At 55.3% G+C, this 23,406-nt stretch carries 23 protein-coding genes; 11 read left to right on the top strand and 12 right to left on the bottom strand.

The window, feature by feature from the left end:
* Positions 1 to 59 precede the first annotated feature (59 nt).
* From ftsY to mltA, 7 genes are all read right to left on the bottom strand, one after another.
* Positions 60 to 1,502 (bottom strand): signal recognition particle-docking protein FtsY, encoded by a 1,443-nt coding sequence (ftsY, locus tag CKV94_RS07095; RefSeq protein ID WP_003824089.1) that lies wholly within the window; start codon positions 1,500 to 1,502, stop codon positions 60 to 62.
* A 127-nt stretch (positions 1,503 to 1,629) separates the two neighbouring features.
* Complete coding sequence (locus tag CKV94_RS07090; RefSeq protein ID WP_003824088.1) at positions 1,630 to 1,998, bottom strand: roadblock/LC7 domain-containing protein; 369 nt, start codon at positions 1,996 to 1,998, stop codon at positions 1,630 to 1,632.
* Positions 1,999 to 2,021: 23 nt separating this feature from the next.
* Positions 2,022 to 2,681: a roadblock/LC7 domain-containing protein gene (locus CKV94_RS07085; RefSeq protein ID WP_003824087.1), complete on the bottom strand. Its 660-nt coding sequence runs from the start codon at positions 2,679 to 2,681 to the stop codon at positions 2,022 to 2,024.
* Positions 2,682 to 2,683: 2 nt separating this feature from the next.
* Entirely contained in the window at positions 2,684 to 3,220 is a 537-nt protein-coding gene (locus CKV94_RS07080; RefSeq protein ID WP_003824085.1) for a GTP-binding protein, read from the bottom strand.
* Between the two features lie 11 nt (positions 3,221 to 3,231).
* Positions 3,232 to 4,359: a hypothetical protein gene (locus CKV94_RS07075; RefSeq protein WP_003824083.1), complete on the bottom strand. Its 1,128-nt coding sequence runs from the start codon at positions 4,357 to 4,359 to the stop codon at positions 3,232 to 3,234.
* A 3-nt stretch (positions 4,360 to 4,362) separates the two neighbouring features.
* Positions 4,363 to 5,871: a hypothetical protein gene (locus CKV94_RS07070; RefSeq protein ID WP_003824082.1), complete on the bottom strand. Its 1,509-nt coding sequence runs from the start codon at positions 5,869 to 5,871 to the stop codon at positions 4,363 to 4,365.
* Between the two features lie 216 nt (positions 5,872 to 6,087).
* Positions 6,088 to 7,395, bottom strand: coding sequence for a murein transglycosylase A (gene mltA / locus CKV94_RS07065; RefSeq protein ID WP_035580771.1), 1,308 nt, complete (start codon positions 7,393 to 7,395; stop codon positions 6,088 to 6,090).
* A 264-nt stretch (positions 7,396 to 7,659) separates the two neighbouring features.
* Between mltA and mutS the strand changes: the two genes are divergently transcribed.
* The 5 genes from mutS (at position 7,660) to CKV94_RS07040 (ending at position 13,591) form a co-directional block, all read left to right on the top strand.
* Complete coding sequence (mutS, locus tag CKV94_RS07060; RefSeq protein WP_035580768.1) at positions 7,660 to 10,254, top strand: DNA mismatch repair protein MutS; 2,595 nt, start codon at positions 7,660 to 7,662, stop codon at positions 10,252 to 10,254.
* A gap of 296 nt (positions 10,255 to 10,550) precedes the next feature.
* The gene (locus CKV94_RS07055; RefSeq protein ID WP_003824078.1) at positions 10,551 to 11,006 is read left to right on the top strand and encodes a hypothetical protein; all 456 of its coding nucleotides are present in this window, start codon (positions 10,551 to 10,553) and stop codon (positions 11,004 to 11,006) included.
* 245 nt (positions 11,007 to 11,251) lie between these two features.
* Entirely contained in the window at positions 11,252 to 12,409 is a 1,158-nt protein-coding gene (locus tag CKV94_RS07050) for an alpha-hydroxy acid oxidase (RefSeq protein WP_035580765.1), read from the top strand.
* 118 nt (positions 12,410 to 12,527) lie between these two features.
* A complete protein-coding gene (locus CKV94_RS07045; protein WP_003824075.1) occupies positions 12,528 to 12,971 on the top strand; it encodes a hypothetical protein in 444 nt (147 codons plus the stop codon).
* A gap of 59 nt (positions 12,972 to 13,030) precedes the next feature.
* Complete coding sequence (locus tag CKV94_RS07040) at positions 13,031 to 13,591, top strand: hypoxanthine-guanine phosphoribosyltransferase (RefSeq protein WP_003824073.1); 561 nt, start codon at positions 13,031 to 13,033, stop codon at positions 13,589 to 13,591.
* Positions 13,592 to 13,713: 122 nt separating this feature from the next.
* Here CKV94_RS07040 and CKV94_RS07035 read toward each other — a convergent pair whose 3' ends face one another.
* From CKV94_RS07035 to eno, 4 genes are all read right to left on the bottom strand, one after another.
* Complete coding sequence (locus CKV94_RS07035; RefSeq protein ID WP_141744229.1) at positions 13,714 to 14,592, bottom strand: YicC/YloC family endoribonuclease; 879 nt, start codon at positions 14,590 to 14,592, stop codon at positions 13,714 to 13,716.
* Between the two features lie 65 nt (positions 14,593 to 14,657).
* On the bottom strand, positions 14,658 to 15,485 hold the full coding sequence (locus tag CKV94_RS07030) for a DMT family transporter (protein WP_003824071.1): 828 nt from the start codon (positions 15,483 to 15,485) through the stop codon (positions 14,658 to 14,660).
* 313 nt (positions 15,486 to 15,798) lie between these two features.
* The gene (gene ftsB, locus CKV94_RS07025; RefSeq protein WP_003824069.1) at positions 15,799 to 16,104 is read right to left on the bottom strand and encodes a cell division protein FtsB; all 306 of its coding nucleotides are present in this window, start codon (positions 16,102 to 16,104) and stop codon (positions 15,799 to 15,801) included.
* Positions 16,105 to 16,118: 14 nt separating this feature from the next.
* Positions 16,119 to 17,405, bottom strand: coding sequence for a phosphopyruvate hydratase (gene eno, locus CKV94_RS07020; RefSeq protein ID WP_003824068.1), 1,287 nt, complete (start codon positions 17,403 to 17,405; stop codon positions 16,119 to 16,121).
* 298 nt (positions 17,406 to 17,703) lie between these two features.
* On the opposite strand from eno, the gene CKV94_RS07015 reads away from it, so the two are divergent.
* The 5 genes from CKV94_RS07015 to CKV94_RS06990 all read left to right on the top strand — a co-directional run bounded on the left by CKV94_RS07015 (position 17,704) and on the right by CKV94_RS06990 (position 21,840).
* Positions 17,704 to 18,441, top strand: coding sequence for a methionine ABC transporter ATP-binding protein (locus CKV94_RS07015; RefSeq protein ID WP_003824064.1), 738 nt, complete (start codon positions 17,704 to 17,706; stop codon positions 18,439 to 18,441).
* A gap of 1 nt (position 18,442) precedes the next feature.
* Complete coding sequence (locus CKV94_RS07010) at positions 18,443 to 19,123, top strand: methionine ABC transporter permease (protein ID WP_003824063.1); 681 nt, start codon at positions 18,443 to 18,445, stop codon at positions 19,121 to 19,123.
* 46 nt (positions 19,124 to 19,169) lie between these two features.
* On the top strand, positions 19,170 to 20,090 hold the full coding sequence (locus CKV94_RS07005; RefSeq protein WP_003824062.1) for a MetQ/NlpA family ABC transporter substrate-binding protein: 921 nt from the start codon (positions 19,170 to 19,172) through the stop codon (positions 20,088 to 20,090).
* A gap of 412 nt (positions 20,091 to 20,502) precedes the next feature.
* Positions 20,503 to 21,282, top strand: a complete 780-nt coding sequence (locus tag CKV94_RS06995; protein ID WP_003824060.1) for an acetoin reductase — start codon at positions 20,503 to 20,505, stop codon at positions 21,280 to 21,282.
* A 141-nt stretch (positions 21,283 to 21,423) separates the two neighbouring features.
* Entirely contained in the window at positions 21,424 to 21,840 is a 417-nt protein-coding gene (locus CKV94_RS06990) for a YidB family protein (RefSeq protein WP_003824059.1), read from the top strand.
* 253 nt (positions 21,841 to 22,093) lie between these two features.
* Here the strand turns inward: CKV94_RS06990 and CKV94_RS06985 are convergent, their stop codons facing one another.
* A complete protein-coding gene (locus tag CKV94_RS06985; protein ID WP_003824056.1) occupies positions 22,094 to 22,459 on the bottom strand; it encodes a dihydroneopterin aldolase in 366 nt (121 codons plus the stop codon).
* 57 nt (positions 22,460 to 22,516) lie between these two features.
* Here CKV94_RS06985 and plsY point away from each other — a divergent pair, with 57 nt between their 5' ends.
* On the top strand, positions 22,517 to 23,137 hold the full coding sequence (gene plsY / locus CKV94_RS06980; protein WP_003824055.1) for a glycerol-3-phosphate 1-O-acyltransferase PlsY: 621 nt from the start codon (positions 22,517 to 22,519) through the stop codon (positions 23,135 to 23,137).
* The last annotated feature ends 269 nt before the right edge of the window (positions 23,138 to 23,406 follow it).

Raw genomic sequence — 23,406 nt, 5'->3', positions numbered from 1 at the left:
AAACCGAGAGGCTACCTGAAAACGGTTTTTCAGGTAGCCTTTTGCTGTGTATCTTGGGATTACAGCAGTGCGTCTACAAACTCGCGGGCGTTAAACGGGCGCAAGTCGTCGATGCCCTCGCCCACGCCGATAAAGCGCACCGGCACGGGGCGGCGGCTGGCCAGCGCAGCCAGCACGCCGCCTTTGGCCGTGCCGTCGAGCTTGGTGACGATGAGGCCGGTGAGCCCCAGAGCGTCATCGAAGGCAATCACTTGGTTCACAGCATTCTGGCCGATATTGGCATCCAGCACCACCACGATTTCATGCGGCGCGTCGGGCATGGATTTTTGCAACACGCGCTTCACTTTTTTGATTTCTTCCATCAAATGGGTTTGCGTGGGCAGGCGACCGGCGGTGTCGGCCAGCACGATGTCAATACCGCGCGCTTTGGCGGCTTCCACGGCATCGAAACAGACGGCGGCAGAATCGCCGGAAGCTTGGGAAATCACGGTAACGCCGTTGCGCTCGCCCCATTCGGCCAGTTGCTCGCGGGCAGCGGCGCGGAAAGTATCGCCGGCGGCCAGCAGCACGCTTTTGCCCTGAGCTTGGAAATATTTGGCTAACTTGCCGATAGAAGTGGTTTTGCCCGCGCCGTTGATGCCGGCGAGCATAATCACAAACGGCCGTTTGTCTGCGGGCAAGGCCAGCGGTTGTTCCAGCGGTTTAATCAGCTCGTAGATGGCTTCTTTCAATGCGCCGCGCAGTTCTTCGCCGTCTTTCAGGCCGCGCAGGCTCACGCGTTGGCGCACTTCTTCCATCAGATGCTCGGTGGCTTCGATGCCCATATCGCTGGTGAGCAGCACGGTTTCCAGCTCTTCATACAGGTCTTCGTCTATCTTGCCACCGCCAAACACGCCGGCCAGCGATTTGGCCATCTGCTGGCGCGATTTGCTCAAGCCTTGCTTGAGGCGGGCAGCCCAGCCAAGCAAGGTTGGCTGCTCTGAAACTGGCTCGACAGCGGCTTTATGGATGTCGGTACTTGATGGAGCAACTGATTCTGCCGCTGTCTGCTCACTGAATGCTGGCTCGTTGCCTGCCTGAGCATCAGAGTCGTGTTCATCAATCGAAGCAGCTGCTTCAGCTGTAACAACAGATGTTTCGCCCGCTACTTGCTCTACTACTTCTACAGTCGGCACGGCATCAGTGATTTTATCTGCTTGTGTTTCAACAAGAGATTGTTCAGCCAAAACTTCCGGTTGTGCGGGCAATACTTCAGCATCTGCTTCTTCTATGCTTGCGAGCTCGTGTGCCGATATTTCGGTAGCTAAATCAGTCAACTCCAACTCAGTCACAGCAATTTCAGCAGCAGGCGTTTGGGCAGTAGCTTGCTCTGCTGTTTCTGATGTAGATTGCATCGCAACCTCTTCGGTTTGCACTGCTTCTTCAACCGCCTGTACCAACTCGGCTTCCTGTTGCGGGGATGTGGGTTGCGCTTTGCGCTTTCTAAAAAATCCAAAAACCATCTGGTTGGTTATACTCCATAAACAAACCGGTTTACTAACCGGCAATCGAACAAAGGCTACCTGAAACAGATTGGCTGTATTTTCAGGTAGCCTGGCGTACGGCACTCAGTGCGTATTGGAGAGGCGTTTAGCTGCTTTCCAAATCCACAATGCTACGAGCTGCACGGCGGGCATCGAGCAGAATTAGGCCCAATTTGGCGCTTTCGCGTGCGGTTACTACCAGTACGGTGTCTTCACCGGCCTGAATCAGCAGGATATAGCCATCAGTGCCTTTCACAATCACCTGCTCCAATTCGCCGCACAGCAGCTCTTTGGTAGTACGGTTACCCAAGGCCAGCAGAGCAGCAGACATCGCGCCCACGCGATCCGGGTCGATATTGCCCTGGAGCATGGAGGCAATCGGCAAACCGTCACTAGAAATAACGGCGGAAGCGGTAATATCAACAGACGAACTGTTCAAATCGCTCAATACGGAAGAAACTAATTGTTGTTGCATATCGTGTTTTCCCAATAGTTTAATTAGAATGTTTCAATTTGGTTCGCAGAATCAACGATTTGATACAGCGCCCGCACCAAAGATACAAATTCATCTTTATGCAACTGCGGCACGCCGCCGGTCACTAGGATAAATTTCAAATCACCGATATACAGCGGGAAAAAGGTCAGCTCGCTCTGGCCGGACGGATCGCAAATGCCCACCGCGTTGTGGTAGATGTTCAGGTTATTCTTAATCAGAAGACTGTGCTGTTCATACAAACGCACGGCTTCACTGGCCAGCACAGCGATTTCTTCGGCAGCTTCGTGGTTGAAACCGGAACTGGAGAAATAGAAACCGTCTTGATCCACCAACAATGCTTTTTGCACATCAGAAAGATGCATCAGGATATTGGGCAGGCCGGTACCGCTGAGTAAGTCGGTTTTCTTGTCCGGCTCGTCTTCGCCATACAAAAATTCCAAACGCTGCATGCGATACAACAAGTTGAGTGCGGCATCAATATCGTTGGTTTGCGCCCAGCGCAATACATTTTCCCGGCTAACGGTTTCCTGCTCACCAGCTTGTAGAATACCGCCCAGTAGAGTACGGCTAGCGCTTTGGCCTTTATTGGAAACCGCATAATATGCGCCGGCAGGAGTTACTCGTGGGTATAGATTAGGCTGCAAAAGTAGTGTCGAATCCATTTTTATACCTCTAAACCAGGATCAATTGAATACAGCATAGCTGTAACCAGCTGTTTCACATCGTTTTCGTTACGAGCATCAATTTCAAATACTGGCACGTTCATGCCGTATTGCAACAGATATTTCTGGTATACCTCGATACCCGGCGTGGCTTTCAAATCCATCTTGGTTACACCAACAACCACAGGGGCGGTTTTGAGCAAATCGCTGAATGAATCCAAGAAGAACTTCAGATCTTTCAAAGGATTGGAACGGGTATTATCCAGCAGCAACACCAAGCCCATACTGCCTTGGCTCAGAATATCCCACATGAAATCAAAGCGTTCCTGCCCAGGCGTACCGTACAAATGCACTTTGGTTTTTTCATCCAAGTGAATCACGCCGTAGTCCATGGCCACGGTGGTGTGGCTTTTCATGGAGGTCGTCATATCAGATGCACGGGCATCGGTCTTGATCGGCGGGTCGTCCGACAGTGCAGCAATAGCGGTAGTTTTCCCCACGCCGACCGGGCCTGTAAAAATAATCTTATTCTCTGCCATGTTATATTCCTTTATCGGCCAATAATTTTATTCATCAAACGTTGCAGCAGTCCGCGTTGTTTCGGTACTTCTTCATCGCCACTATCTTCATGCGCTCTGGCATGAACTCTCTCCGGACGCTGTATAGTTTGCGTTTGGGCGGCAGCCCTAGCTTGCCCTGCTCCAGTAGTTTGAGGCTCAGCTTGTCCAGCTGATTCCACAATCAGATGGTCGGTAACATAGACTGCAGTAAGATAATCAGCCAAATCTTTGTTATCGATAAGCATCAGCTTGTGCAGGATAGTCAGGCTACCTGAAGCCTTGGTTAAGAAGGCAGATAGGCGCATTGATTCGGCAAGCGGTGCCAAACGGGTCAGGTTTGGCCAGTTGCGAACTTTGAATACTGTATTTTTGTTGATGACTTTGGGGAAACGGCCATTACCTGTCCAAATAGCCAGCTGCCACAAGCAAGCACTGATGGAGAGTTTTGCCTTAGCCTTCAAATGTTCTTCTGTGATTACTCGTGTCTGCAAATCAACAAACTTTTGCTCACACAAAGATTGGAGTGTTTCAGAATCGGTTGCCAGCAACACTTTCTGAACAGAAGGGAACACCAACAGCACAGGCTTACCATTGTGCATTACTGCCACATCGTTATCCTGCTTGGCTGCCTTGCGCACTTCGCCCAACAAGCCGCCGTCTTCATCAAAATGTTCGATGGTAATATTGGCTGAATGAGATTGTGTGGCTGCCGGTTCAGTCTCTTGTGTTGCCTGTCTAGAAACAGGAGCCGCTGAGCTGCCACTACTACTAGCCACCCAAATACCATTACCCTGTTGCAAGTTCTTCAAGTTCAAAAACAGAGTATCGAACTTAATTGGTTTGGCCAAATAAGGAGCGGTTACCGGAGGCGGAGAACTGGAGAAATACACCACTTTCGCATCTGGAAACTGGTTTTTCGCATCTTTCCAAATCTCTACATCGGTATCGGCATCGGCCAATACCATATCCGGCTGAATGCCCTGCTCCACCGTAACCAGTTCATAATTGGTGATGCCGTGCATTTTGAATGCCATGCGGAACATCGCATATTGGCGCTCATCCATGCCCAACAGCATAATGTGAACCGTCTTCACTTGGGGGATTGCGTTATTAGTCATTTATTATGTCCGAACAGAACCGTAGTTGATTTTTTGTAGCAACTGGCTCATTGCCAATACTACCTCCTCTGGCGGATGCTGGATATTGGCACGTATCTTATGCAATACCTGCTCCAAGCGCTCCCACTCTTCCGCACGTTCGCAAATATCGAACAGCGTGATATACAGCTGCGATTCGCTGGGGTATTCCAAAATCGATTCTTCCAGCAAATTCATTGCTTCATCCAACTGACCGTACATCAATAACGATTCGACATCACGCAACACTTTTTCTGCCGGCGTCTGTTTTACGCTGACATCATCAGTACGTGTTCTAATAAGGGGTTTGCGGTGCGCTTTTTGGGTACTGGTGCCTCGATCTAAGAAACCGTTGGCAATCCCGATTTCGCGCAATTGAGCCTCATTCGGATTAGCTTCCAACTGAGTAAAGATAGGGTGTTCACCCAAGTTGAGACCCCAGCCCAGCATCCTTTCCTTCACTTGGCGGCCATACTGGCCTAATGTGTAGTAGAGCTGCCAAAGATGTTGGGCAAATCGGTCGATATTTTGATTTTTATAATCCAAACTCAGCGCATCAATAATCAATGCAGCCGGTTTATTGGCCTGGCGGATAGCCTTATTGGCATAGCTGACTGCCGCATCATAGGCCAATCTATCCTTCATCAGGCGATAGCCTGACTCAGGCTCCATAAAGCCCATCAGAGCGGCTTTTTCTTCATCGTGCACAAGAATAGCACCAGCATATTTGGAGTTGGTCACCAACTCCTTGCGAGTCTTGACTGACGCCAAATCTGCCACCTTCTGCTCGTTCTCGGCTTCTGCAACTGCACGGCGGCTTTTCTGCTTGGTCTGCTTGCTTTGTGCCGGAGCATCCAATCCGTTGCGTTCGCCGATTTCGGCAGAGGTTTGCTGCACACCCCAGCCCAGCACTTCTTCAGCCAACACGCGTAGATTAAGGTTGTTTTTATCGACAGCCAAACCTTGTTTGATATAGTCCTCAGTTTGTGCTTTGGTGAGTAGGTTGCCGAACTGGCGCAAAGTTTCAGCCAACTCGTCCGGCTTTTTAGCATCTAGCCACAATTGCACCAACTCATTAACCAAAGTGCTGCGCATACCGTCGCTCACTGCTGCCGAGCCGGAAGTTAGATATTGAGACAGCGATTCGGCTGCTTTTTCATGGTAACCGAATTGCTTATAGACTTTATATTCCGTGAGTGCATCAACTTCCTGCGCCACATTGACTGCTGCTGCTTCCGCCTCCACATCAGGCACAGCTTCCCAACCCCAGTCTTCACTCACCTCAATTTCTTCAGGCTCAGATGGCGAAACTGCTGCAGCCTGGCGAACAGCTGCCGGCGCTGACTTTTTGCTGCCTGATCGGGCAGCAGCGCGTTTACCTCTGCCTTTTTTCTCTTCATCAACAGCGGCTTTTGCCTGTTGTTTTTGGCGGCGCTGCACAAAAATCAAGCCTGCCAAAACCACCAATAGCGGAACTAGAATCGTCAGATCCATTTATCCCACCCTCCCTAAACATAATTGAATGAAAATATTCATCCTACTTCTCTTAACATCTTTCCAAACACAAATGTCGGAAATTTAGACTAAAGTATATATTAATTTACACGTTCTATTCAAACGGATTAATGAAACTCTCCGCTAAAAAGAAAGAGATTACACACTAACAGCGTATCTTTTCTCTGCCCAGCAGGTAATAATTGATGGGCAATTTCACGGCAACACCCCGTTAGGCAACAGCAGCCAAACATAGCCTGTCTGCTTCATGCGGCCGGCCACTCTACCCGCCTCATCGCCATAACCCCAAAAAAAGTCCACACGCACTGCGCCGTTGATAGCACTGCCAGTGTCTTGCGCCATAATCAGGCGGTTGAGCGCATGGCCGGTTTCAGGATGCGCAGTGGCCAGAAACAGTGGCGCGCCCAAAGTGATGAAGCGTTTATCAACCGCGCCGGAATAACCACCGCTCAGCGGCACACCCAACGAACCAATCGGCCCGTCATTGCCATCCGGCAGTTGGCGGAAAAATACATAACTGGGGTTTTGACCCAACACCTCAGCCAGTTTATCCGGATGTGCACGCAACCAATCACGGATTTTCGGCATACTGGTTTGCGCTAACGGCAAATAACCTTTATTGGCCATATAGCGGCCGATAGAAATATAGGGATGGTCGTTTTTATCGGCAAACCCAAGGCGGATATAGCGCCCGTCCGGCGTACGGATTCGGCCGGAACCTTGGATATGCAGGAAAAACAATTCAACCGGATCATCGGCATAAGCCAACACCGGCGCACTGCCGTTTACCGCGCCGGCATTGATTTGCGCACGGGTGTAATACGGCACAAAGCGGCTACCTGAAACCCGTCCTTTCAAAGACCGGCTCTTCTCGCGCCCCGGGAAATCAGCCAGATTGGCCGTGTATTCACCATTAGCGGCAATTTGGCCACTGTTGCGGCCGGTGAGTTGGATACGCACCGTTCCTGATTGCGGTGCACCAGCCAACGGCACAGTAACCAAATCAGCGGGTAAGCCATAAATTGGGAAGCGCGCCTGCGACGTTTGCCGTGCGCTGCCGTGCAACACCGGCTCGTAGTAGCCGGTTATCGTGCCGCCCAACTGCCCATTGTGGCTCACTTCCCACGGCGTGAAATATTGCTCGAAAAACTGCCTAGCCGCTGCAGACTGACTGCCCACCCTGTCGGCCTGGGCGCACACATTCTGCCATTGCAGCTTGTTTTTCAAAGCAGTACAACTTTTGCGAAACGCATTCAAGCTAGCCGCAAAATCCTGCTGCGGCCACTGGGGCAACGCCGCAAACGACACCGCCTTATACCCTGCCGGGCTACCTGAAACCCGGTGCTGATAGCCTTCTGTATAACGCTGCCCGGGCGGCAAAGCCGGCATAGCACCGACACCGCCGCCAGAAGGCTTGGACCGGCTATGAAAAAAACAGCCGCCCAGCAGCAATGCCAACAGCAGCAGCCAGCCGTTACGAGAAGAAAGAAATTTTCCTGCCATTTCAGTTTTCATTCCATGAAGTTGAATTTATACCACTGAAAGAAATCGATAAATAATATATAAACATTGCCGCCCGTCCCGCGCCGTTTCCGATGCTTTCTAGCCAACTCCTGCCCGTTTACGGCGGCCGCAGGCGCAAACTGGCAGAATTTAACCACCCACCCCAGCCGCCGGGCAAATCATTTTACAAGTACAAACATTTCGTCCACTGCCGCATCGGCTACAATATCGTTTTTCGCCTTTCCATTTTTCAGGTAGCCTTTCATGAGCCGCAAAAGCGCCGTATCCCCCATGATGCAGCAGTATTTCGAGATCAAAGCCCAGCACACCGACAAACTGCTGTTCTACCGCATGGGCGACTTCTACGAGCTCTTCTTCACCGATGCCGAAGAAGCCGCCCGCCTGCTCGACATCACGCTCACCACCCGCGGTCAGATCAACGGCGAGCCCATCAAAATGGCCGGTGTGCCGCATCATGCGGCCGAGCAATACTTAGCCAAATTGGTCAAACTCGGCCGCAGCGTGGCCATTTGCGAGCAAGTGGGCGAAGTAGGCGCCAATAAAGGCCCCGTAGCGCGCGAAGTAGTGCGCATCATTACCCCCGGCACGCTCACCGATGCCGCCCTGTTGGAAGACAAAGAAACCAACCGCATCGCCGCCGTGGCTTGGAACGGCAAGTCCAAGCAGCCGGTCGGCCTCGCCTGGGCCTCCCTGCAAAGCGGCGAATTCAAAGCCAAAATCATCGCCCCGGCCCAACTGTCCGACGAACTCGCCCGCCTGCAGGCCGCCGAAGTATTGCTGCCCGACCAAGCCGCCGCCAAACTGAGGCTACCTGAAAACTGCAACCCCACCCGCCTGCACGACTGGCAATTCGCCCCCGACAGCGCCCACACTCTGCTCACCGACTACTTCGGCTGCCAAGACCTGCTCGGCTTCGGCCTCCAATTCGGCGAACACGATCCCGCCATCGGCGCCGCCGGCGCCCTGCTCAACTACATCCGCCACACCCAATCCCGCCTGCCGCGCCACCTCGACAACCTCAGCCTCGAAACCGAACAACAATATATCGGCATGGATGCCGCCACCCGCCGCAACCTCGAAATCACCGCCACCCTGTCCGGCAAAAAAGAGCCCACCCTCTTTTCCACCCTCGACCGCTGCGCCGGCAACATGGGCAGCCGCCTGCTCGCCCAATGGCTGCACAACCCGCTGCGCAACCGAGAACACATCCGCGCCCGTCAAGAAGCCGTATCCGCCCTGCAAAACGATTATTCCGCCCTGCAAGGCTACCTGAAAACCATCGCCGACATCGAACGCATCGCCGCCCGCATCGCCGTAGGCTCCGCCCGCCCGCGCGACCTCTCCGGCCTGCGCGACAGCTTATTCACACTTACCCAACTCAGGCTACCTGAAAGCAGCCTACTCAATACCCTGGCCGACATCTTCCCGCAAGGCGCAGGCATTGCCGAGAAGCTGCAACAGGCTATCCTGCCCGAGCCCGCCGTATGGCTGCGCGACGGCGGCGTGATCAACCACGGCTTTTCCGCCGAGCTCGACGAACTGCGCCGCATCCAAAACCACGGCAGCGACTTCCTGCTCGAACTCGAAGCGCGCGAACGCGAGCGTACCGGCCTCTCCACCCTCAAAGTCGAATACAACCGCGTGCACGGCTTCTACATCGAGCTTTCCAAAATCCAAGCCGCCGAAGCCCCCGCCGACTACCAACGCCGCCAAACCCTGAAAAACGCCGAACGCTTCATCACCCCCGAGCTCAAAACCTTCGAAGACAAAGTGCTCAATGCCCAAGAGCGCGCCCTCACACTTGAAAAACGCCTCTACGACAGCCTGCTGCAAGAGCTCCAGCAACAACTGCCCTTGCTGCAACGTACCGCCAAAGCTGCTGCCGCGCTGGACGTACTCTGCTGTTTTGCCCACTTTGCTGCCGAACACGATTACCACGCCCCCCAGTTCACCGATTATCCCGGCATCGAAATCGACAACGGCCGCCATCCCGTGGTTGAAGGCCAAGTGCCGCACTTCACACCCAACCACACCCGCCTCGACCACAAACACCGCCTCATGCTGCTCACCGGCCCCAATATGGGCGGCAAATCCACCTATATGCGCCAAGTCGCCCACATCGTTTTGCTCGCCCACACCGGCAGCTTCGTGCCCGCCGAAGCCGCCCGCATCGGCCAAATCGACCAAATTTTCACCCGCATCGGCGCCTCCGACGACCTCGCCGCCAACCGCTCTACCTTCATGGTGGAAATGAGCGAAACCGCCTACATCCTGCGCCATGCCACCGAACAATCACTAGTGCTCATGGACGAAGTCGGTCGCGGCACCTCCACCTTCGACGGCCTCGCCCTCGCCCAGGCCGTGGCCGAACATTTAATCCAAAAAAACCAATCTTTCAGCCTGTTTGCCACTCACTATTTCGAGCTCACCCGCCTGCCCGAGCAGCATAGCGCCGCCGTCAATATGCACCTCTCCGCCTTAGAAGAAGGGCAAGACATCGTCTTCCTGCACCACATCGAGCCCGGCCCGGCCGAAAAAAGCTACGGCATCGCCGTAGCCAAACTCGCCGGCCTGCCCGCCCCCGCCCTCAAAGCCGCGCAGAAACACCTCGAACAGCTCGAAGCCCAAGCCGCCGCCCACCGCCCGCAGATGGATATGTTCAGCCTGCCAGAAGATGCAGTACCCGAACACAACCCCGCCGAGCCCGCCCCGCCTGCCGCCCACCCCCTGCTGCAAGAGCTCGCTGCGCTGCATCCCGACGAACTCACCCCGCGCCAAGCCCTCGAGCTGCTGTACCAACTGCAAAAACAGGCTGCCGCCGCGCAAGAGGCTACCTGAAAGCTTCAACAACATTCAAACGTAACGCCGCACAATTTCTGCGGAGCTAAAAGCAGAACCTCGATGTAGGTAAAATGCAAACTACAACGTAGTTAGAAACAGCCTTACCATTTTTCAGGTAGCCTCAAACTGCGAAAGGCTACCTGAAACTGCCTGTATCGGTTTCAGGTAGCCTGAACACTATGCGCTGCCAAGAACGTAATAATTTGTACATTTCCAGTAAAACTGCGACAATACAACCGTTTTCGAACACGAAAGCCCTCAGTGTCAATTTAACAATCGTAAGGACTTTAACTATGAAACAACGCTTACTCGCTTTAGCCCTCATTTCCGTATTGGCAGCCTGCGGCGGCCAAACCAACAGCTCTGCTCCGGCTCAATCCGCCGCAGCCAGCGGCGCACAACCCGCTGCTACCGCACCTGCTCTTGATTCTGTATTGGCCGAACCCAAAGTAGGCGACCTCTACGCCGCAAAACTCAGCTCATTCTCCGATCAAGGTTTCGGTCAAAACGGCAAAGAGCAATCCGTGGCCTACGGCCTGATGAAAGTGGTGGAAGTGCAGTCCAACCACATCATCGTAATCACCGAAGATGCCGCCTGGGAAGTGCCTGAAGGCGCCAAACAAGACCTGAACGGCGACCTCTCCAACATCACTTGGGACGAATCCGAGCGCATCCAAATCAAACGCGACGAACTGCCCCAGATGGTTGCCGACGGCCGCATCGTAGAAACCCGCCGCCTCGACAAATAATCTGCGCTGCATGCTATACAAAGGCTACCTGAAAACTTTCAGGTAGCCTTTTCCATTGCCCAACCCATTACAGCCTAGTTAATTCACTTTCAATACAAACTAATGCACTGCAACAGTGTGCGCAATGCAGCATGGCGAAGCCAAACCTCACGAAAGTGAAGATAATTTGCGGTAGCGATATAATCCTTATCGCTTCCCGCCACACATCAGCGGCGGCCTCATTCCAACAAGCAAAAGGCATCCCCATGACTTCCCATCTCAGCAAAATCACCTGCATCGCCGACCTCCAGCGCATCGCCCGGCGCAGAGTGCCCAAAATGTTCTACGACTACGCCGACACCGGCTCGTGGACCGAATCCACCTACCGCGCCAACGAAGCCGACTTTCAATCCATCCTGTTCCGCCAGCGCGTGCTGGTGGATATGGAAAACCGCAGCCTCGAGAGCAAAATGATCGGGCAAACCGTGAAAATGCCGCTCGCCCTCGCCCCCGTCGGCCTCACCGGCATGCAGCATGCCGACGGCGAAATCCTCGCCGCCCGCGCCGCCGCCAAATTCGGCGTGCCCTACATCCTCTCCACCATGAGCATCTGCTCCATCGAAGACGTGGCCGCCAACAGCCCCGATCCCTTCTGGTTTCAGCTTTATGTGATGCGCGACCGCGAATTCATGCGCGACCTCATCCGCCGCGCCAAAGCCGCCCAATGCTCCGCCCTCGTGCTCACCGCCGATTTGCAGGTGCTCGGCCAGCGCCACAAAGACATCAAAAACGGCCTCTCCACCCCGCCCAAGCCCACCCTGATGAACCTGCTCAACCTCGCCACCAAGCCCGAATGGGGCTTGGGCATGCTCAACACCCAACGGCGCGGCTTCGGCAACATCGAAGGCCACGTTAAAGGCGTGAGCGACATGAGCTCCCTCTCCGCCTGGACGGCCGAGCAGTTCGACCCCGGCCTGAGCTGGGACGACGTGGCCCGCATCAAAGACGAATGGGGCGGCAAACTCATCATCAAAGGCATCATGGATCCGGAAGACGCCGAAGCCGCCGTGAAAAGTGGCGCGGATGCCATCGTAGTGTCCAACCACGGCGGCCGCCAGCTCGACGGCGCCCCCTCCTCCATCCGTGCCCTGCCCCGTATCGTTTCCGCCGTCGGAAACGATATCGAAGTGTGGATGGACGGCGGCATCCGCAGCGGCCAAGACATCCTACGCGCTTGGGCATTGGGCGCGCGCGGCGTGCTCATCGGCCGCACCTACATCTACGGGCTGGGCGCCTACGGCGAAGCAGGCGTCACCCGTGCGCTGGAAATCCTCTACAACGAAATGGACATCACCATGGCCTTCACCGGCCACCGCAATATCCAAACCGTTACCCGCGATATTTTGGTGGAAGGCACATACTAACGCCCCTTGCCCTGTACTATAATTCAGGCTACCTGAAAAACAGCGCAGCTTTCAATTTCCGTTGAAGCCCCCGTTTTCAGGTAGCCTTCTTAATCAATCTTTTTATAGGAAAACCCAAATGCGTACCCAACCCCTACTGCTCGCCCTTCTCATCGCCACCCCCTTCGCCGCTGCCGGCAATCTCGAATGCAACCCCCAGCCGGTTCAACAAGGCGTACCCACCGTATACCGCTGCACCTATCACAACGGCACCCTCGCCCAAGCCTACGCCGCCATGCGCGCCAACCAAAACGAAAACCACATCCTGCAGCTCGACCATCCCCATCTGCCGCGCACCCTGCCCACACGCACCTTCACCCGCAACAGCCAAGCCCACTTCGACTATGACGGCGACGGCCAAAACGAGGCCTACCCGATCAAACTCGTCATCAACCGCCCCGGCCCGAACCGTGTGCTGGTCAGATTCTTCCAGGACAGCCCTGCCACCCCCTACACCCGCGCCACTCTTTTTGAGCGTAAAGGCCGAAACGTAGAAATCACCATTTCTGAATTCGCCTCCTAAGGCGTGTACACGGTATCATTTTCAGGTAGCCTACACCAAACCCGCAAGGACATCCCCGCATGACCATCCAACAACGTTTCCAGCAAGCCAACGGCATCCTGGAAAAAGCCGACCTCCTGTTCGACGAAGCCACCTGCCGCGCCGCCCTGGAGCGTATGGCTGAAGAGATTACCGCCGATCTGGCCGGCCAATATCCCCTGCTCCTGCCCGTGATGGGCGGTGCCGTCGTATTTACCGGCCAGCTCCTGCCCCTTTTGCGTTTCCCGCTCGATTTCGACTACGTACATGTTTCCCGCTACGGCAGCGAACTAAGCGGCAGCGTGCAGCTCAACTGGCTGCGCGCCCCGCAAAACAGCGTGGAAGGCCGCCACGTTTTGGTACTCGACGACATCCTGGACGAAGGCCACACCATGGCCGCCATCCACAAACAAGTGATGGAAATGGGCGCCGCCTCCTGCCGCACCGCCGTGTTCGCCAACAAAGACATCAACCGCCCCAAACCGATCACTGCCGATTATGTGGGCATCCACGTGCCCAACCGCTACGTGTTCGGCTACGGCATGGACGCCAGCGGCATGTGGCGCAACCTCGGCGCCATCTACGCCCTGGCTGATAAATAACGAAGCCTAAGTTGGAGGCTACCTGAAAGCGGCGGTATCGTACTGCCAACTATCCATCCCTTTCGCGACAACAACAAAAGGCTACCTGATTGTTCAGGTAGCCTTTTCCGTCTGCACCAATATCACTCAATATTCTGTACTTGCTCGCGCATCTGCTCGATGAGCACTTTCAGCTCCACCGAGGCCTGGGTGCATTCGGCGGCAATGGATTTGCTGCCCAGCGTGTTGGCTTCGCGGTTGAGTTCCTGCATTAGGAAATCCAGGCGCTTGCCGATGCTGCCTTTGGGCCGGCTGCTCACGATGCGGCGCACTTCGGCGATGTGGGTGCGCAGGCGGCTGAATTCTTCGTCCACGTCTGCCTTCTGCATAAACAGGGCAAACTCTTGCTGCAGGCGGTCGTTTTCCACGTCGCCCACCGCTTCGCGCAGCCGCTGGCGCACTTTGTCCATATGCTGTTGCAGCAGCTGTGGGAAAGCGGCGGCCAATGCGTCCAGAATCTGTTCCATCTGTTGCAAACGCTGCAGTAGGTGTTGCTGCAACTGCTCGCCCTCGCGGCTGCGGGCCTGGTTGAAGGCGACCAGCACTTCGTTGATAAGCTGCAACACGGCTTCGTCCAAATCGCCGATTTCTTCCGCCGGAGCAGCCAGCACGCCGGGGAAAGCGAGGATGTCGGCCACGCCCAAGCGTTGAATATCGGGGTGTTTCTTACAGATTTTGTTGTTGATTTTAGCCAGCCGGGCAACCAATTTTTTGTTCAGTCGCAATTCTTGCTCGCCACCGGCCTGCTCGCCGTGGCGCAGCTGGATGCGGCATTCGATTTTGCCGCGTGCGGCGTGGGCGGATACGGCTTCGCGCAATGCGCCTTCGAGGTGGCGCAGGTCTTCGGGCATTTTGAATTGGATGTCGAGATAGCGGTGATTGACCGCGCGCAGTTCGATATACAGGCGTTTTCTGCCATGCTCGGCACTGCCGTTGGCAAAACCGGTCATGCTTTTGATCATAATTTTCTCCTTTAAATACAGTGGATAAATTGTTCGCCTTGCTTTCAGGTAGCCTTTAAGCCCCTTTATTTGCCCTTGGCAAAACTGCCCAATACGCCGGCGCATACAATCACCAACATACCGATGATTTCGTGCCAACTGGTGCTATCGCCCAGCCAGAAAATGCCCAGCAGGGTGGAAAATACCACAGTGAGGTAGGACAGCGAAGCCACCGTGAGCTTGCGCCCCACTTGGTAGGCGCGGGTCATCGCCAGCTGGCCGAGTGTGCCGGCAGCACCCAAGCCGAACAGGTAGGGCAGCGATTGGACGGTGGGCAGCTGCCAGCCGTTGATGCAGGCCAATATGCCCGACATGGCCGTGGCCACGCAGCAGAAGTAAAACACCACGCGCCAGCTGGGTTCGCCCAGCTGCGAGAGTTCGCGCACCTGCAAATATGCCCAGCCGGAACACACGCCGGAAATCAGGCCGATGAGGCCGGCAAGCTGCTGCTCGGCGGCAATGGTGGGCTGGAGCAGGATGATGATGCCGCCGAAGCCCATCAAAAGCGCGGCCAACATCAGCGGGGCAATTCTTTCCTTAAGGAAAATGAAGGAAAGCAAGGCCAAAAACAGCGAAGAAGTGTAATTGAGCGTGATGGCAGTGGCCAGCGGCAGGCGGGTGAGCGCGAAGAACGAAAGCAGGAGCGCCACCGAGCCGGTGATGCTGCGATTGAGGTGCGATTTCAGATAGGGTGTGCGGAAGGGCTTGTGGCGCCACCATTCAGGCAGCCCGATCGCCACCAGGCCAAACAGCATGCGCCAAAACACCAGCTCGTTAAAACTGAAGCCGAAACGGCTGCCGGCGGCTTTGGCAAACGCGCCCATCAGGGCAAACAGGGCGGCGGAAACCACCATCCAGCCTGAGCCCAGGCGGTCGGCGGCAATGGCGGAAGTGTTCACAAAGGATTCAATCTGGTTGCGGAAATATTTTCAGGTAGCCTCTACTGATCAAGAAAGGCTACCTGAAAAACAAACCGGGCTATCGCACCGGCAAAATCTGGCAGGCATTCAGCAGCAAAACGGCAGCGGAAACCAACAGCCAAGGCAAGCAGGTTTTCAATGATGCTTTCATAACTTCTCCTTCAAAACGGATGGGAAAAAATTCAGCGTGATTATTTTCAGGTAGCCTGTCCGGCGGATGAGGCTACCTGAAAAGGATGCGGACACATTATTCGGCCGCTGCACTCCCTGCTGCCGCCTCGGAAGCGGGCAAAACGCGGTAATACACTTCGCCCGGCCCCACATAGCCCAAATCGGTGCGGGCGATTTCGGCGATGGCATCTTTCCCGGTGCGCAGATTTTCCACTTCGGCTGTCAAAGCCTGATTACGCAGCACCAGGCTTTGGTTGGCCTGCCGCTGGCGCTCAGCTTCAGCCTCCAGCCGCCACATATCGCGCCAGCCGCCTTTGGCTAGCCACAGATCATGTTGCAACCACACCAGCGCCACGGCCAATACCACGGTTACCCATTTCATGTTTCAGGTAGCCTTTAGCGAGCCAAATGGTAAAACGCAGCCTGGCCGGGATAATAAGCGGCTTCGCCCAGCTCTTCTTCAATGCGCAGCAGCTGGTTGTATTTGGCCATGCGGTCGGAGCGGGAAAGCGAACCGGTTTTAATCTGCATGCAGTTGGTGGCCACAGCCAAATCGGCAATGGTGCTGTCTTCGGTTTCGCCGGAGCGGTGGCTCATCACGCTGGCGTAGCGGTTGCGTTTAGCCAGCTCCACGGCTTTCAGGGTTTCGCTCAGGGTGCCGATTTGGTTCACTTTCACCAGCAGGGCGTTGGCAATGCCTTCTTTAATGCCTTCGGCCAGGATTTTCGGGTTGGTAACAAACAAGTCGTCGCCCACCAGCTGCACTTTGCCGCCAAGCTTATTCGTGAGCAGCTTCCAGCCTTCGCGGTCGTTTTCGTCCATGCCGTCTTCGATCGAAACAATCGGATAGCGATTGGCCAAATCGGCCAGATAATCGGCAAATTCGGCGCTGGTCAGCGCTTTGCCTTCGGCGGAGAGGTGGTATTTGCCTTCTTTATAAAACTCGCTGGAAGCGCAATCAAGTGCGAGCAGCACGTCTTTGCCCGCTTCGTAGCCAGCAGCTTTCACGGCTTCCAAAATCAAATCCAAAGCTTCGGCGTGGCTGCCCAAATTGGGGGCAAAGCCGCCTTCATCGCCCACAGTGGTGGGGAAGCCTTTATCGTGGCAGATTTTTTTCAAGTGGTGGAACACTTCCGCACCACAGCGCAAGGCCTCGCGGAAGCTGACCGCGCCTACCGGCATAATCATGAATTCCTGAATATCCAGGCTGTTGTTGGCGTGTTCTCCGCCGTTGATCACGTTCATCATCGGCACCGGCATCGCCATCGGCCCAGCGCCGCCCAAATAGCGGTAGAGCGGCAGGCCGGCATCTTCGGCGGCAGCGCGTGCCACAGCCATAGATACGGCCAAAGTGGCATTGGCGCCGAGGCGGCCTTTGTTGTCCGTGCCGTCTAATTCCACCAGCACTTTGTCGATATAGCTCTGCTCGGAAGCATCAATGCCGATAATGGCTTGGGCAATTTCGTTGTTCACATGTTCTACGGCTTTGAGCACACCTTTGCCCAAATAGCGTGCGGCATCGCCGTCGCGCAGCTCCAGCGCTTCTTTCTGGCCGGTGGAAGCGCCGCTGGGCACGGCCGCGCGCCCCATCACGCCGCTTTCCAGCAACACATCGCATTCTACGGTGGGATTGCCGCGTGAATCGAGAATCTCGCGGGCGAAAATATCAATAATGGCGCTCATGCACTCTGCTCCAAAAGTTAGTTGGCTGAAGAAACGGCGGCTCACCCGCCAAAATAGCAAGATTATACCCGAAACCGGCGAGCTTGAAACACAGCCCGGCAAACAGCCGCTCTTGACAAAACCCATATTTGGGCATTAAATACGCCATCATTATTTACGCCGATTTGATACAGCTTGCGGGCGTTAAAACAGCTAAAGCGTACTATTTATAACACGCACCTCTGTTTTAAGCCCATTGTTGATCCAGTGGGCTTTAAATCTTTGCAGCCGCAGAGTGAGGCGGCCATACAACAACATCATGATTATTCTGGATTCCGTTTGTAAAAGCTATCATCACGGCAAAAGCAACCAATTCATGGCCGTGCATCCCTTAAGCCTGAGCATCGACCAAGGTGAGGTGTTCGGGTTGATGGGCTATTCCGGCGCGGGCAAATCCACCCTGCTGCGCCTGATCAACCTGCTGGAACTCCCCGACAGCGGCAAAGTGCTGGTAGACGGCCAAGACCTCACCGCCATGAGCCCCGCCCAGCTGCGCACCGCCCGCCAAAACATCGGCATGGTGTTTCAGCAGTTCAACCTGCTCGCCAACCGCACCGTGGCCGGCAACGTAGCCTTCCCGCTGGAAATTGCCGGCTGGAGCAAAAGCAAAATCAACGAACGCGTGCGCGAATGTTTGCAGATTGTCGGCCTGTCCGACCGCGCGCAGCACTACCCCGCCCAACTTTCCGGCGGGCAGAAACAGCGCGTGGGCATTGCCCGTGCGCTTGCGCCCAACCCCCACGTGATTCTGGCCGACGAACCCACCTCCGCGCTCGACCCAGCCACCACCCGCAGCGTGCTCGACTGTTTGCAAGACATCAACTGCCGTTTCAACGTAACCATCGTGATTGTTACCCACGAAATGAGCGTCATCCGCCGCCTGTGCCGCCGCACCGCCCTGCTGCATCAAGGGCACTTACTGGAAGTGGCCGACGTGCGCGACAAGCAGATTCTGGCGCACACCGACATCGGGCGCGAATTGGTACAGGAGGATTGAAATGGGGCAGCAATACGATATTTGGGAAAATCTGATGCGCCTGCGGCCGGAGTTTTACAAGGCCTTCGGCGAAACCGCCATCATGCTTGGCATTTCCGGCATTGTCAGCATCATCATCGGTGGCCTGCTCGGAGTATGGCTCTACACCACCGGTAAAAATCAGATTTTTGCCAACCGCCGCGTGAACCATATTTTAGGCTTCACCATCGACTTTATCCGCGCCTTCCCCTTCGTCATCCTCATGATTGTGATGATGAAACCCACCCGCATGATCATGGGTACCACATTCGGCCCGGTGGCCGCCTCTATTTCGCTCAGCGTGGCCGCCATGTTTTATTTTGCGCGGCTGGTGGAACAAAATTTGGCCGAAGTGCCTAAAGGTGTGGTGGAAGCCGCGCTGGCCATGGGTGCCAAACCCATGACCATCATCACCAAAGTTTTGCTCAACGAAGCCCGTGCCGGCCTCGTACGCAGCATTGCCATCCTGATTATTGCCACGCTGGGCACCAGTGCCGCTGCCGGCTTAATCGGCGGCGGCGGCGTGGGTGACCTTGGCATCCGTTACGGCCATCAGCGCTATATGGCTGATGTGTTGTGGACAGTAGTAGCCCTACTCTCGGCCTTAGTGGTCTGCATCCAAACGCTCGGCAACCATTTAGCCGCCCGTTTAGACAAACGCTAATCCGTTTTTTCTCAACCTGTTTATCCATTGTATAAGGAGACACTCAATGAAAGCATTATGGAAACTCACCTGCGCCGCCGTGCTGGGCATGACCCTGGCCGCCTGCGGCGGACAAGACAGCGGCAGCGGTGCACAAGCATCTGCCGCATCTGCCGGCAGCCAGCCAGCCGCCGAAGCCAAGCGGGAAATCCGCTTCGGCACCACCCCGGGCGACTTTGCCGACATGATTAAAGACCAAATCCAGCCCATGCTGGAAAAACAGGGCTACACTGTTACCCTTACCGAGTTCCCCGATTACGTTACCCCCAACCAGGCACTGGCCGAGGGTGCGATCGACATCAACATTTTCCAGCACAAACCTTATCTGGACTCCTTCAAGGCCGAACACAACCTCGACCTGACCGAAGTATTCCAAGTGCCGACTGCTCCTTTGGGCATCTACCCGGGCAAGCTCACCGCACTGGATCAGGTGAAAAACGGCAGCTCCGTTTCCATCCCCAACGATCCGTCCAACCTCGCCCGCGCTTTGGTAATGCTTGACAACCTGGGCTGGATTAAACTGAAAGAGGGTATCGACCCGCTGCGCGCCGCCCGCACCGATATTGCTGAAAACACCAAAAATATCGAATTCGTGGAAATGGAAGCCGCTAACCTGCCGCGTAGCCGCCAAGACGTAGACTTCGCCATCGTAAACGGCAACTACGCTATGTCTTCCGGTATGAAACTGGCCGAAGCCCTGTTCCAAGAGCCCAGCTTCGCCTACATCAACTGGTCTGCCGTGCGCACTGCCGATAAAGACGCACAATGGGTACAAGACGTAACCGCCGCCTACAATTCCCAAGAATTCAAAGACTACGCGCACAAACGCTTCGTCGGCTACAAATATCCTGCCGTATGGGGTGAAGGTGCAGCCGCCGCTTCAGCCGCTTCTGCAGCAGCCGCCTCTGGCGCATCTACCGCCAAATAAGCAACGCGGATAAAACCACAGCCGTTTCAGGTAGCCTGAAGCGGCTGTTTTTAATTGAGAAAAAGGCTATCTGAAAAATACCCTTATATCTGGGAACACGCAATAAACTGATTTTATGTATCTTGCTCCTTCCTAACGCGTTGCTCCTCCTTACTGCCCGAGCCCTGCCCACAGCCTCACCCGATTTTGCCAACTGCATAAAATTTTCCAAGCAAACCAATCTGTTGCCCTTTTGTTTACATCTGTTATGATTTTTGGTACTTTACTGCCATTGTTCATGCAGATACACACCACACATTTAGATTTCAAATTCCCCCTTTCCGCCATCCGTCCGCTTGTTCGGGCGGCTGGCATTCGCCGGCCGTGCCGCAAAGGCATACGGCCGCATTCCCACCCGAAAAGGAGATCTACCATGACCGATGTGAAAAAAGTAGCCGTAGTTACCGGTTCCGCCGCAGGTTTGGGCAAAGCAATCGCCACCCGTTTGGCCAAAGACGGCTTCCGCGTGGTGCTGCACGACATCAACGCCGACAACCTGAACAAGGTTAAAGCGGAATTCGATGCCGCCGGGTTTGAAAATATCGCCGTAAAGGGCAATTCCGCCAGCCGGGAAGACCAGTTCCGCCTGGTGGCCGAAGCAGTCAAGGCCTTCGGGCGGGTGGACGTGTTTGTCAACAACGCGGGCGTAGAATCGGTCGGCACATTCTTGAGCCTGAACGAAAATGAAATCGACCGGGTGTTGGGCATCAACATCAAGGGCGTGATTTTCGGCACGCAGGCCGCCGCCGAACAAATGAAAAAACAGCAGGGCGTGGGCAAAATCATCAACGCATGCAGCATCGCCGGCCACGAATCCTACGAAATGCTGAGCCTGTATTGCGCCACCAAGCACGCGGTACGCTCGTTCACCCATTCCACCTCAAAAGAACTCGCCCCCTACAACATCCGCGTGAACGCCTATTGCCCGGGCGTGGCCGACACCCCCATGTGGGAGCGCATCGACGCCGCATTCGTAGAACACAAGGGCTACCAGCCGAAACAGGCGTGGAACGAATTTACCAAAGGCATCCTCGCCGGCCGGCCGCAACAACCGGAAGACGTGGCCAACCTGGTATCCTTCCTGGCTTCGGAAGACGCCGACTACATCACCGGCCAAACCATCCTCACCGACGGCGGCATGGTATTCCGTTAAACAACAGGCAAACGGCCGGCGGCAGCCGGCTGTTTTTATGGCCGCCCGCATTTTGCATCCGCTAAATTCGGTTAAACCCGCACCCTGCCGCCCAAACTTTGCTACACTGCGCCCCTTTTCACACAAACACAAGGAAAAATCATGGCTTTAATGGATAATCTGATGAACGCGGCCAGCCAGATGCTGGGCGGCAAAGACGGCGGCCAAGGCTCGCTCACCGATATGGCGATGGATTTGGTGAAACAGCACGGCGGCGTGGGCAACCTGATCAGCCAGCTGCAACAAGGCGGCTTGGGTGATGCCATCAGCAGCTGGGTTTCCAACCAGTCCGGCAATATGCCCGTGTCCGGCAGCCAATTGCAACAGGCACTGGGCAGCGACACCGTCAACCAGCTGGCGCAGAAATTCGGCGTGGATGCCAACCAGGCAAGCGAGATGCTGGCCAAAATCCTGCCCAACCTGGTAGACCACGCCACCCCCAACGGCAGCACGCAAGACGCAGACGGCTTCGGCCTGGACGATGTGGCTTCCATGCTGCTGAAAAACTTTATGAAATAAACCAAAAGCCGTCTGAATGTTCAGACGGCTTTTTTATTTGTGAGGCTACCTGAAAGCACAGCTTAGGCGAAGTTTAAACGGCGAGATGGCTGAAGCAATGCACTGCATATCGTGTTCGCTCTCTTAGCAGAGTGGAAAATACTTTGGCTATAGCGGATTAAAATCAGAATGGGCAAGGCGGCGAGCCGCAGACAGTACAACCAGTACGGCAAGGCAACGCCGTAGCATTCTGGTTTTAATCCACTATATCTTTTCAGGTAGCCTCTACCCTGCCTCGCTCCATCACTACGCCCACCGATGCCACGCCGGGCAGGATGCCGGGTTTCACCGCCTTAATCCGCACGCTCTCGCAAGAAGGGAAATGCTTGAGCAGCAGCTGCGCCACATAGCCTGCCAGCGCTTCCAGCAGGAAAAACTGTTGGCCGGCCAAGGCCGCCGTTACCAGCTCCGCTGCCTCGGCGTAGCTGATCGTATCGGCCACGTTGTCGCTCTTTTCCGCCGCACCCAAATCGGCGCGGATGTCGATATCCAGCAGCACGGTTTGCGGCTGGCGGCGCTCCCAGTCGAAAACACCGATTAGGGTTTGGGCTTTTAGGCCGTGCAGAAAAACGGTATCCATGCTGTGCTTGTCCTCGTGATAGAATCCGGCTCGTTTGTTTGAATGTGAAAAAATCTTATGGCTGACATCTTGTCTGTGTGGGGCTTGGCCGCTGTGGTCGCCGCCTACTTAATCGGCTCGCTCTCGTTTGCCGTTATCGTATCCAAATTCTACGGGCTGGACGACCCGCGCAGCTACGGCTCGGGCAACCCGGGCGCCACCAATGTTTTGCGCAGCGGCCGCAAAAAAGCCGCCGCGCTCACGCTCTTGGGCGACGCGCTCAAAGGCCTGGTGGCCGTGCTGCTCGCACGATGGCTGCAATCGTATTTTGGCCTGGCCGACGAAGTGGTGGCTGCCGTGGCCGTGGCGGTCTTGGCGGGGCATATGTGGCCGCTGTTTTTCGGCTTCAAGGGCGGCAAGGGCGTGGCCACCGCACTGGGCGTGCTGCTGGCTTTGTCGTGGCCAGTGGCGCTGATTTGCGCGGCGGTGTGGCTAATGATGGCCTTCGGGCTGAAAATTTCTTCACTGGCCGCACTCACCGCCACCGTAATCAGCCCGCTGGCCGCCATGTTTCTGGTGCAACAGCCTTCCTGGCAGGCCGCCATTGCCGTGATTGCCGCGCTGGTGCTGCTGCGTCACCGCAGCAATATCCAAAACCTGCTCAGCGGCAAGGAAAGCAAAATCGGCTCAGGCAAATAGCAGCGTTGGCTGCCCGATAGAGGCTACCTGAAAATTTTAGCTTCGCAGAAACTTCGCTGCGCTGCACTTTCAGGTAGCCTTTATTAATACCAAAAACTCCATATCCAACAATTCAATCTGAAACCCAATTAAAACTCTTGAAAAACTAGATATAGGCTTTCTAGTATCAAAGGTTGAGCTGTGCTTTTCTCTGCTGACACAGCCGAACGGAGCGCAGTTTTTCGGGGAATAAGGGCTTGCATGTTCGAAGCGGCGAAGCCGCAAGTTGC

The sequence above is a fragment of the Eikenella corrodens genome, from assembly GCF_900187105.1.
In the GTDB taxonomy this organism is placed as follows: Bacteria; Pseudomonadota; Gammaproteobacteria; order Burkholderiales; family Neisseriaceae; genus Eikenella; species Eikenella corrodens.
This window is presented reverse-complemented; position numbering and strand designations above follow the sequence as displayed.

Coding starts and splice junctions, on each gene's coding strand:
- ftsB (WP_003824069.1), bottom strand. CDS start 16,104: ATGAAATGGGTAACCGTGGTATTGGCCGTGGCGCTGGTGTGGTTGCAA.
- CKV94_RS07005 (WP_003824062.1), top strand. CDS start 19,170: ATGAAAGCATTATGGAAACTCACCTGCGCCGCCGTGCTGGGCATGACC.
- ftsY (WP_003824089.1), bottom strand. CDS start 1,502: ATGGTTTTTGGATTTTTTAGAAAGCGCAAAGCGCAACCCACATCCCCG.
- CKV94_RS07075 (WP_003824083.1), bottom strand. CDS start 4,359: ATGACTAATAACGCAATCCCCCAAGTGAAGACGGTTCACATTATGCTG.
- CKV94_RS07090 (WP_003824088.1), bottom strand. CDS start 1,998: ATGCAACAACAATTAGTTTCTTCCGTATTGAGCGATTTGAACAGTTCG.
- CKV94_RS07055 (WP_003824078.1), top strand. CDS start 10,551: ATGAAACAACGCTTACTCGCTTTAGCCCTCATTTCCGTATTGGCAGCC.
- CKV94_RS07035 (WP_141744229.1), bottom strand. CDS start 14,592: ATGATCAAAAGCATGACCGGTTTTGCCAACGGCAGTGCCGAGCATGGC.
- CKV94_RS07010 (WP_003824063.1), top strand. CDS start 18,443: ATGGGGCAGCAATACGATATTTGGGAAAATCTGATGCGCCTGCGGCCG.
- CKV94_RS07040 (WP_003824073.1), top strand. CDS start 13,031: ATGACCATCCAACAACGTTTCCAGCAAGCCAACGGCATCCTGGAAAAA.
- plsY (WP_003824055.1), top strand. CDS start 22,517: ATGGCTGACATCTTGTCTGTGTGGGGCTTGGCCGCTGTGGTCGCCGCC.
- CKV94_RS06990 (WP_003824059.1), top strand. CDS start 21,424: ATGGCTTTAATGGATAATCTGATGAACGCGGCCAGCCAGATGCTGGGC.
- CKV94_RS07085 (WP_003824087.1), bottom strand. CDS start 2,681: ATGGATTCGACACTACTTTTGCAGCCTAATCTATACCCACGAGTAACT.
- CKV94_RS07050 (WP_035580765.1), top strand. CDS start 11,252: ATGACTTCCCATCTCAGCAAAATCACCTGCATCGCCGACCTCCAGCGC.
- eno (WP_003824068.1), bottom strand. CDS start 17,405: ATGAGCGCCATTATTGATATTTTCGCCCGCGAGATTCTCGATTCACGC.
- CKV94_RS07015 (WP_003824064.1), top strand. CDS start 17,704: ATGATTATTCTGGATTCCGTTTGTAAAAGCTATCATCACGGCAAAAGC.
- CKV94_RS07045 (WP_003824075.1), top strand. CDS start 12,528: ATGCGTACCCAACCCCTACTGCTCGCCCTTCTCATCGCCACCCCCTTC.
- CKV94_RS07080 (WP_003824085.1), bottom strand. CDS start 3,220: ATGGCAGAGAATAAGATTATTTTTACAGGCCCGGTCGGCGTGGGGAAA.
- CKV94_RS07030 (WP_003824071.1), bottom strand. CDS start 15,485: ATGGTGGTTTCCGCCGCCCTGTTTGCCCTGATGGGCGCGTTTGCCAAA.
- CKV94_RS07070 (WP_003824082.1), bottom strand. CDS start 5,871: ATGGATCTGACGATTCTAGTTCCGCTATTGGTGGTTTTGGCAGGCTTG.
- mltA (WP_035580771.1), bottom strand. CDS start 7,395: ATGGCAGGAAAATTTCTTTCTTCTCGTAACGGCTGGCTGCTGCTGTTG.
- CKV94_RS06985 (WP_003824056.1), bottom strand. CDS start 22,459: ATGGATACCGTTTTTCTGCACGGCCTAAAAGCCCAAACCCTAATCGGT.
- mutS (WP_035580768.1), top strand. CDS start 7,660: ATGAGCCGCAAAAGCGCCGTATCCCCCATGATGCAGCAGTATTTCGAG.
- CKV94_RS06995 (WP_003824060.1), top strand. CDS start 20,503: ATGACCGATGTGAAAAAAGTAGCCGTAGTTACCGGTTCCGCCGCAGGT.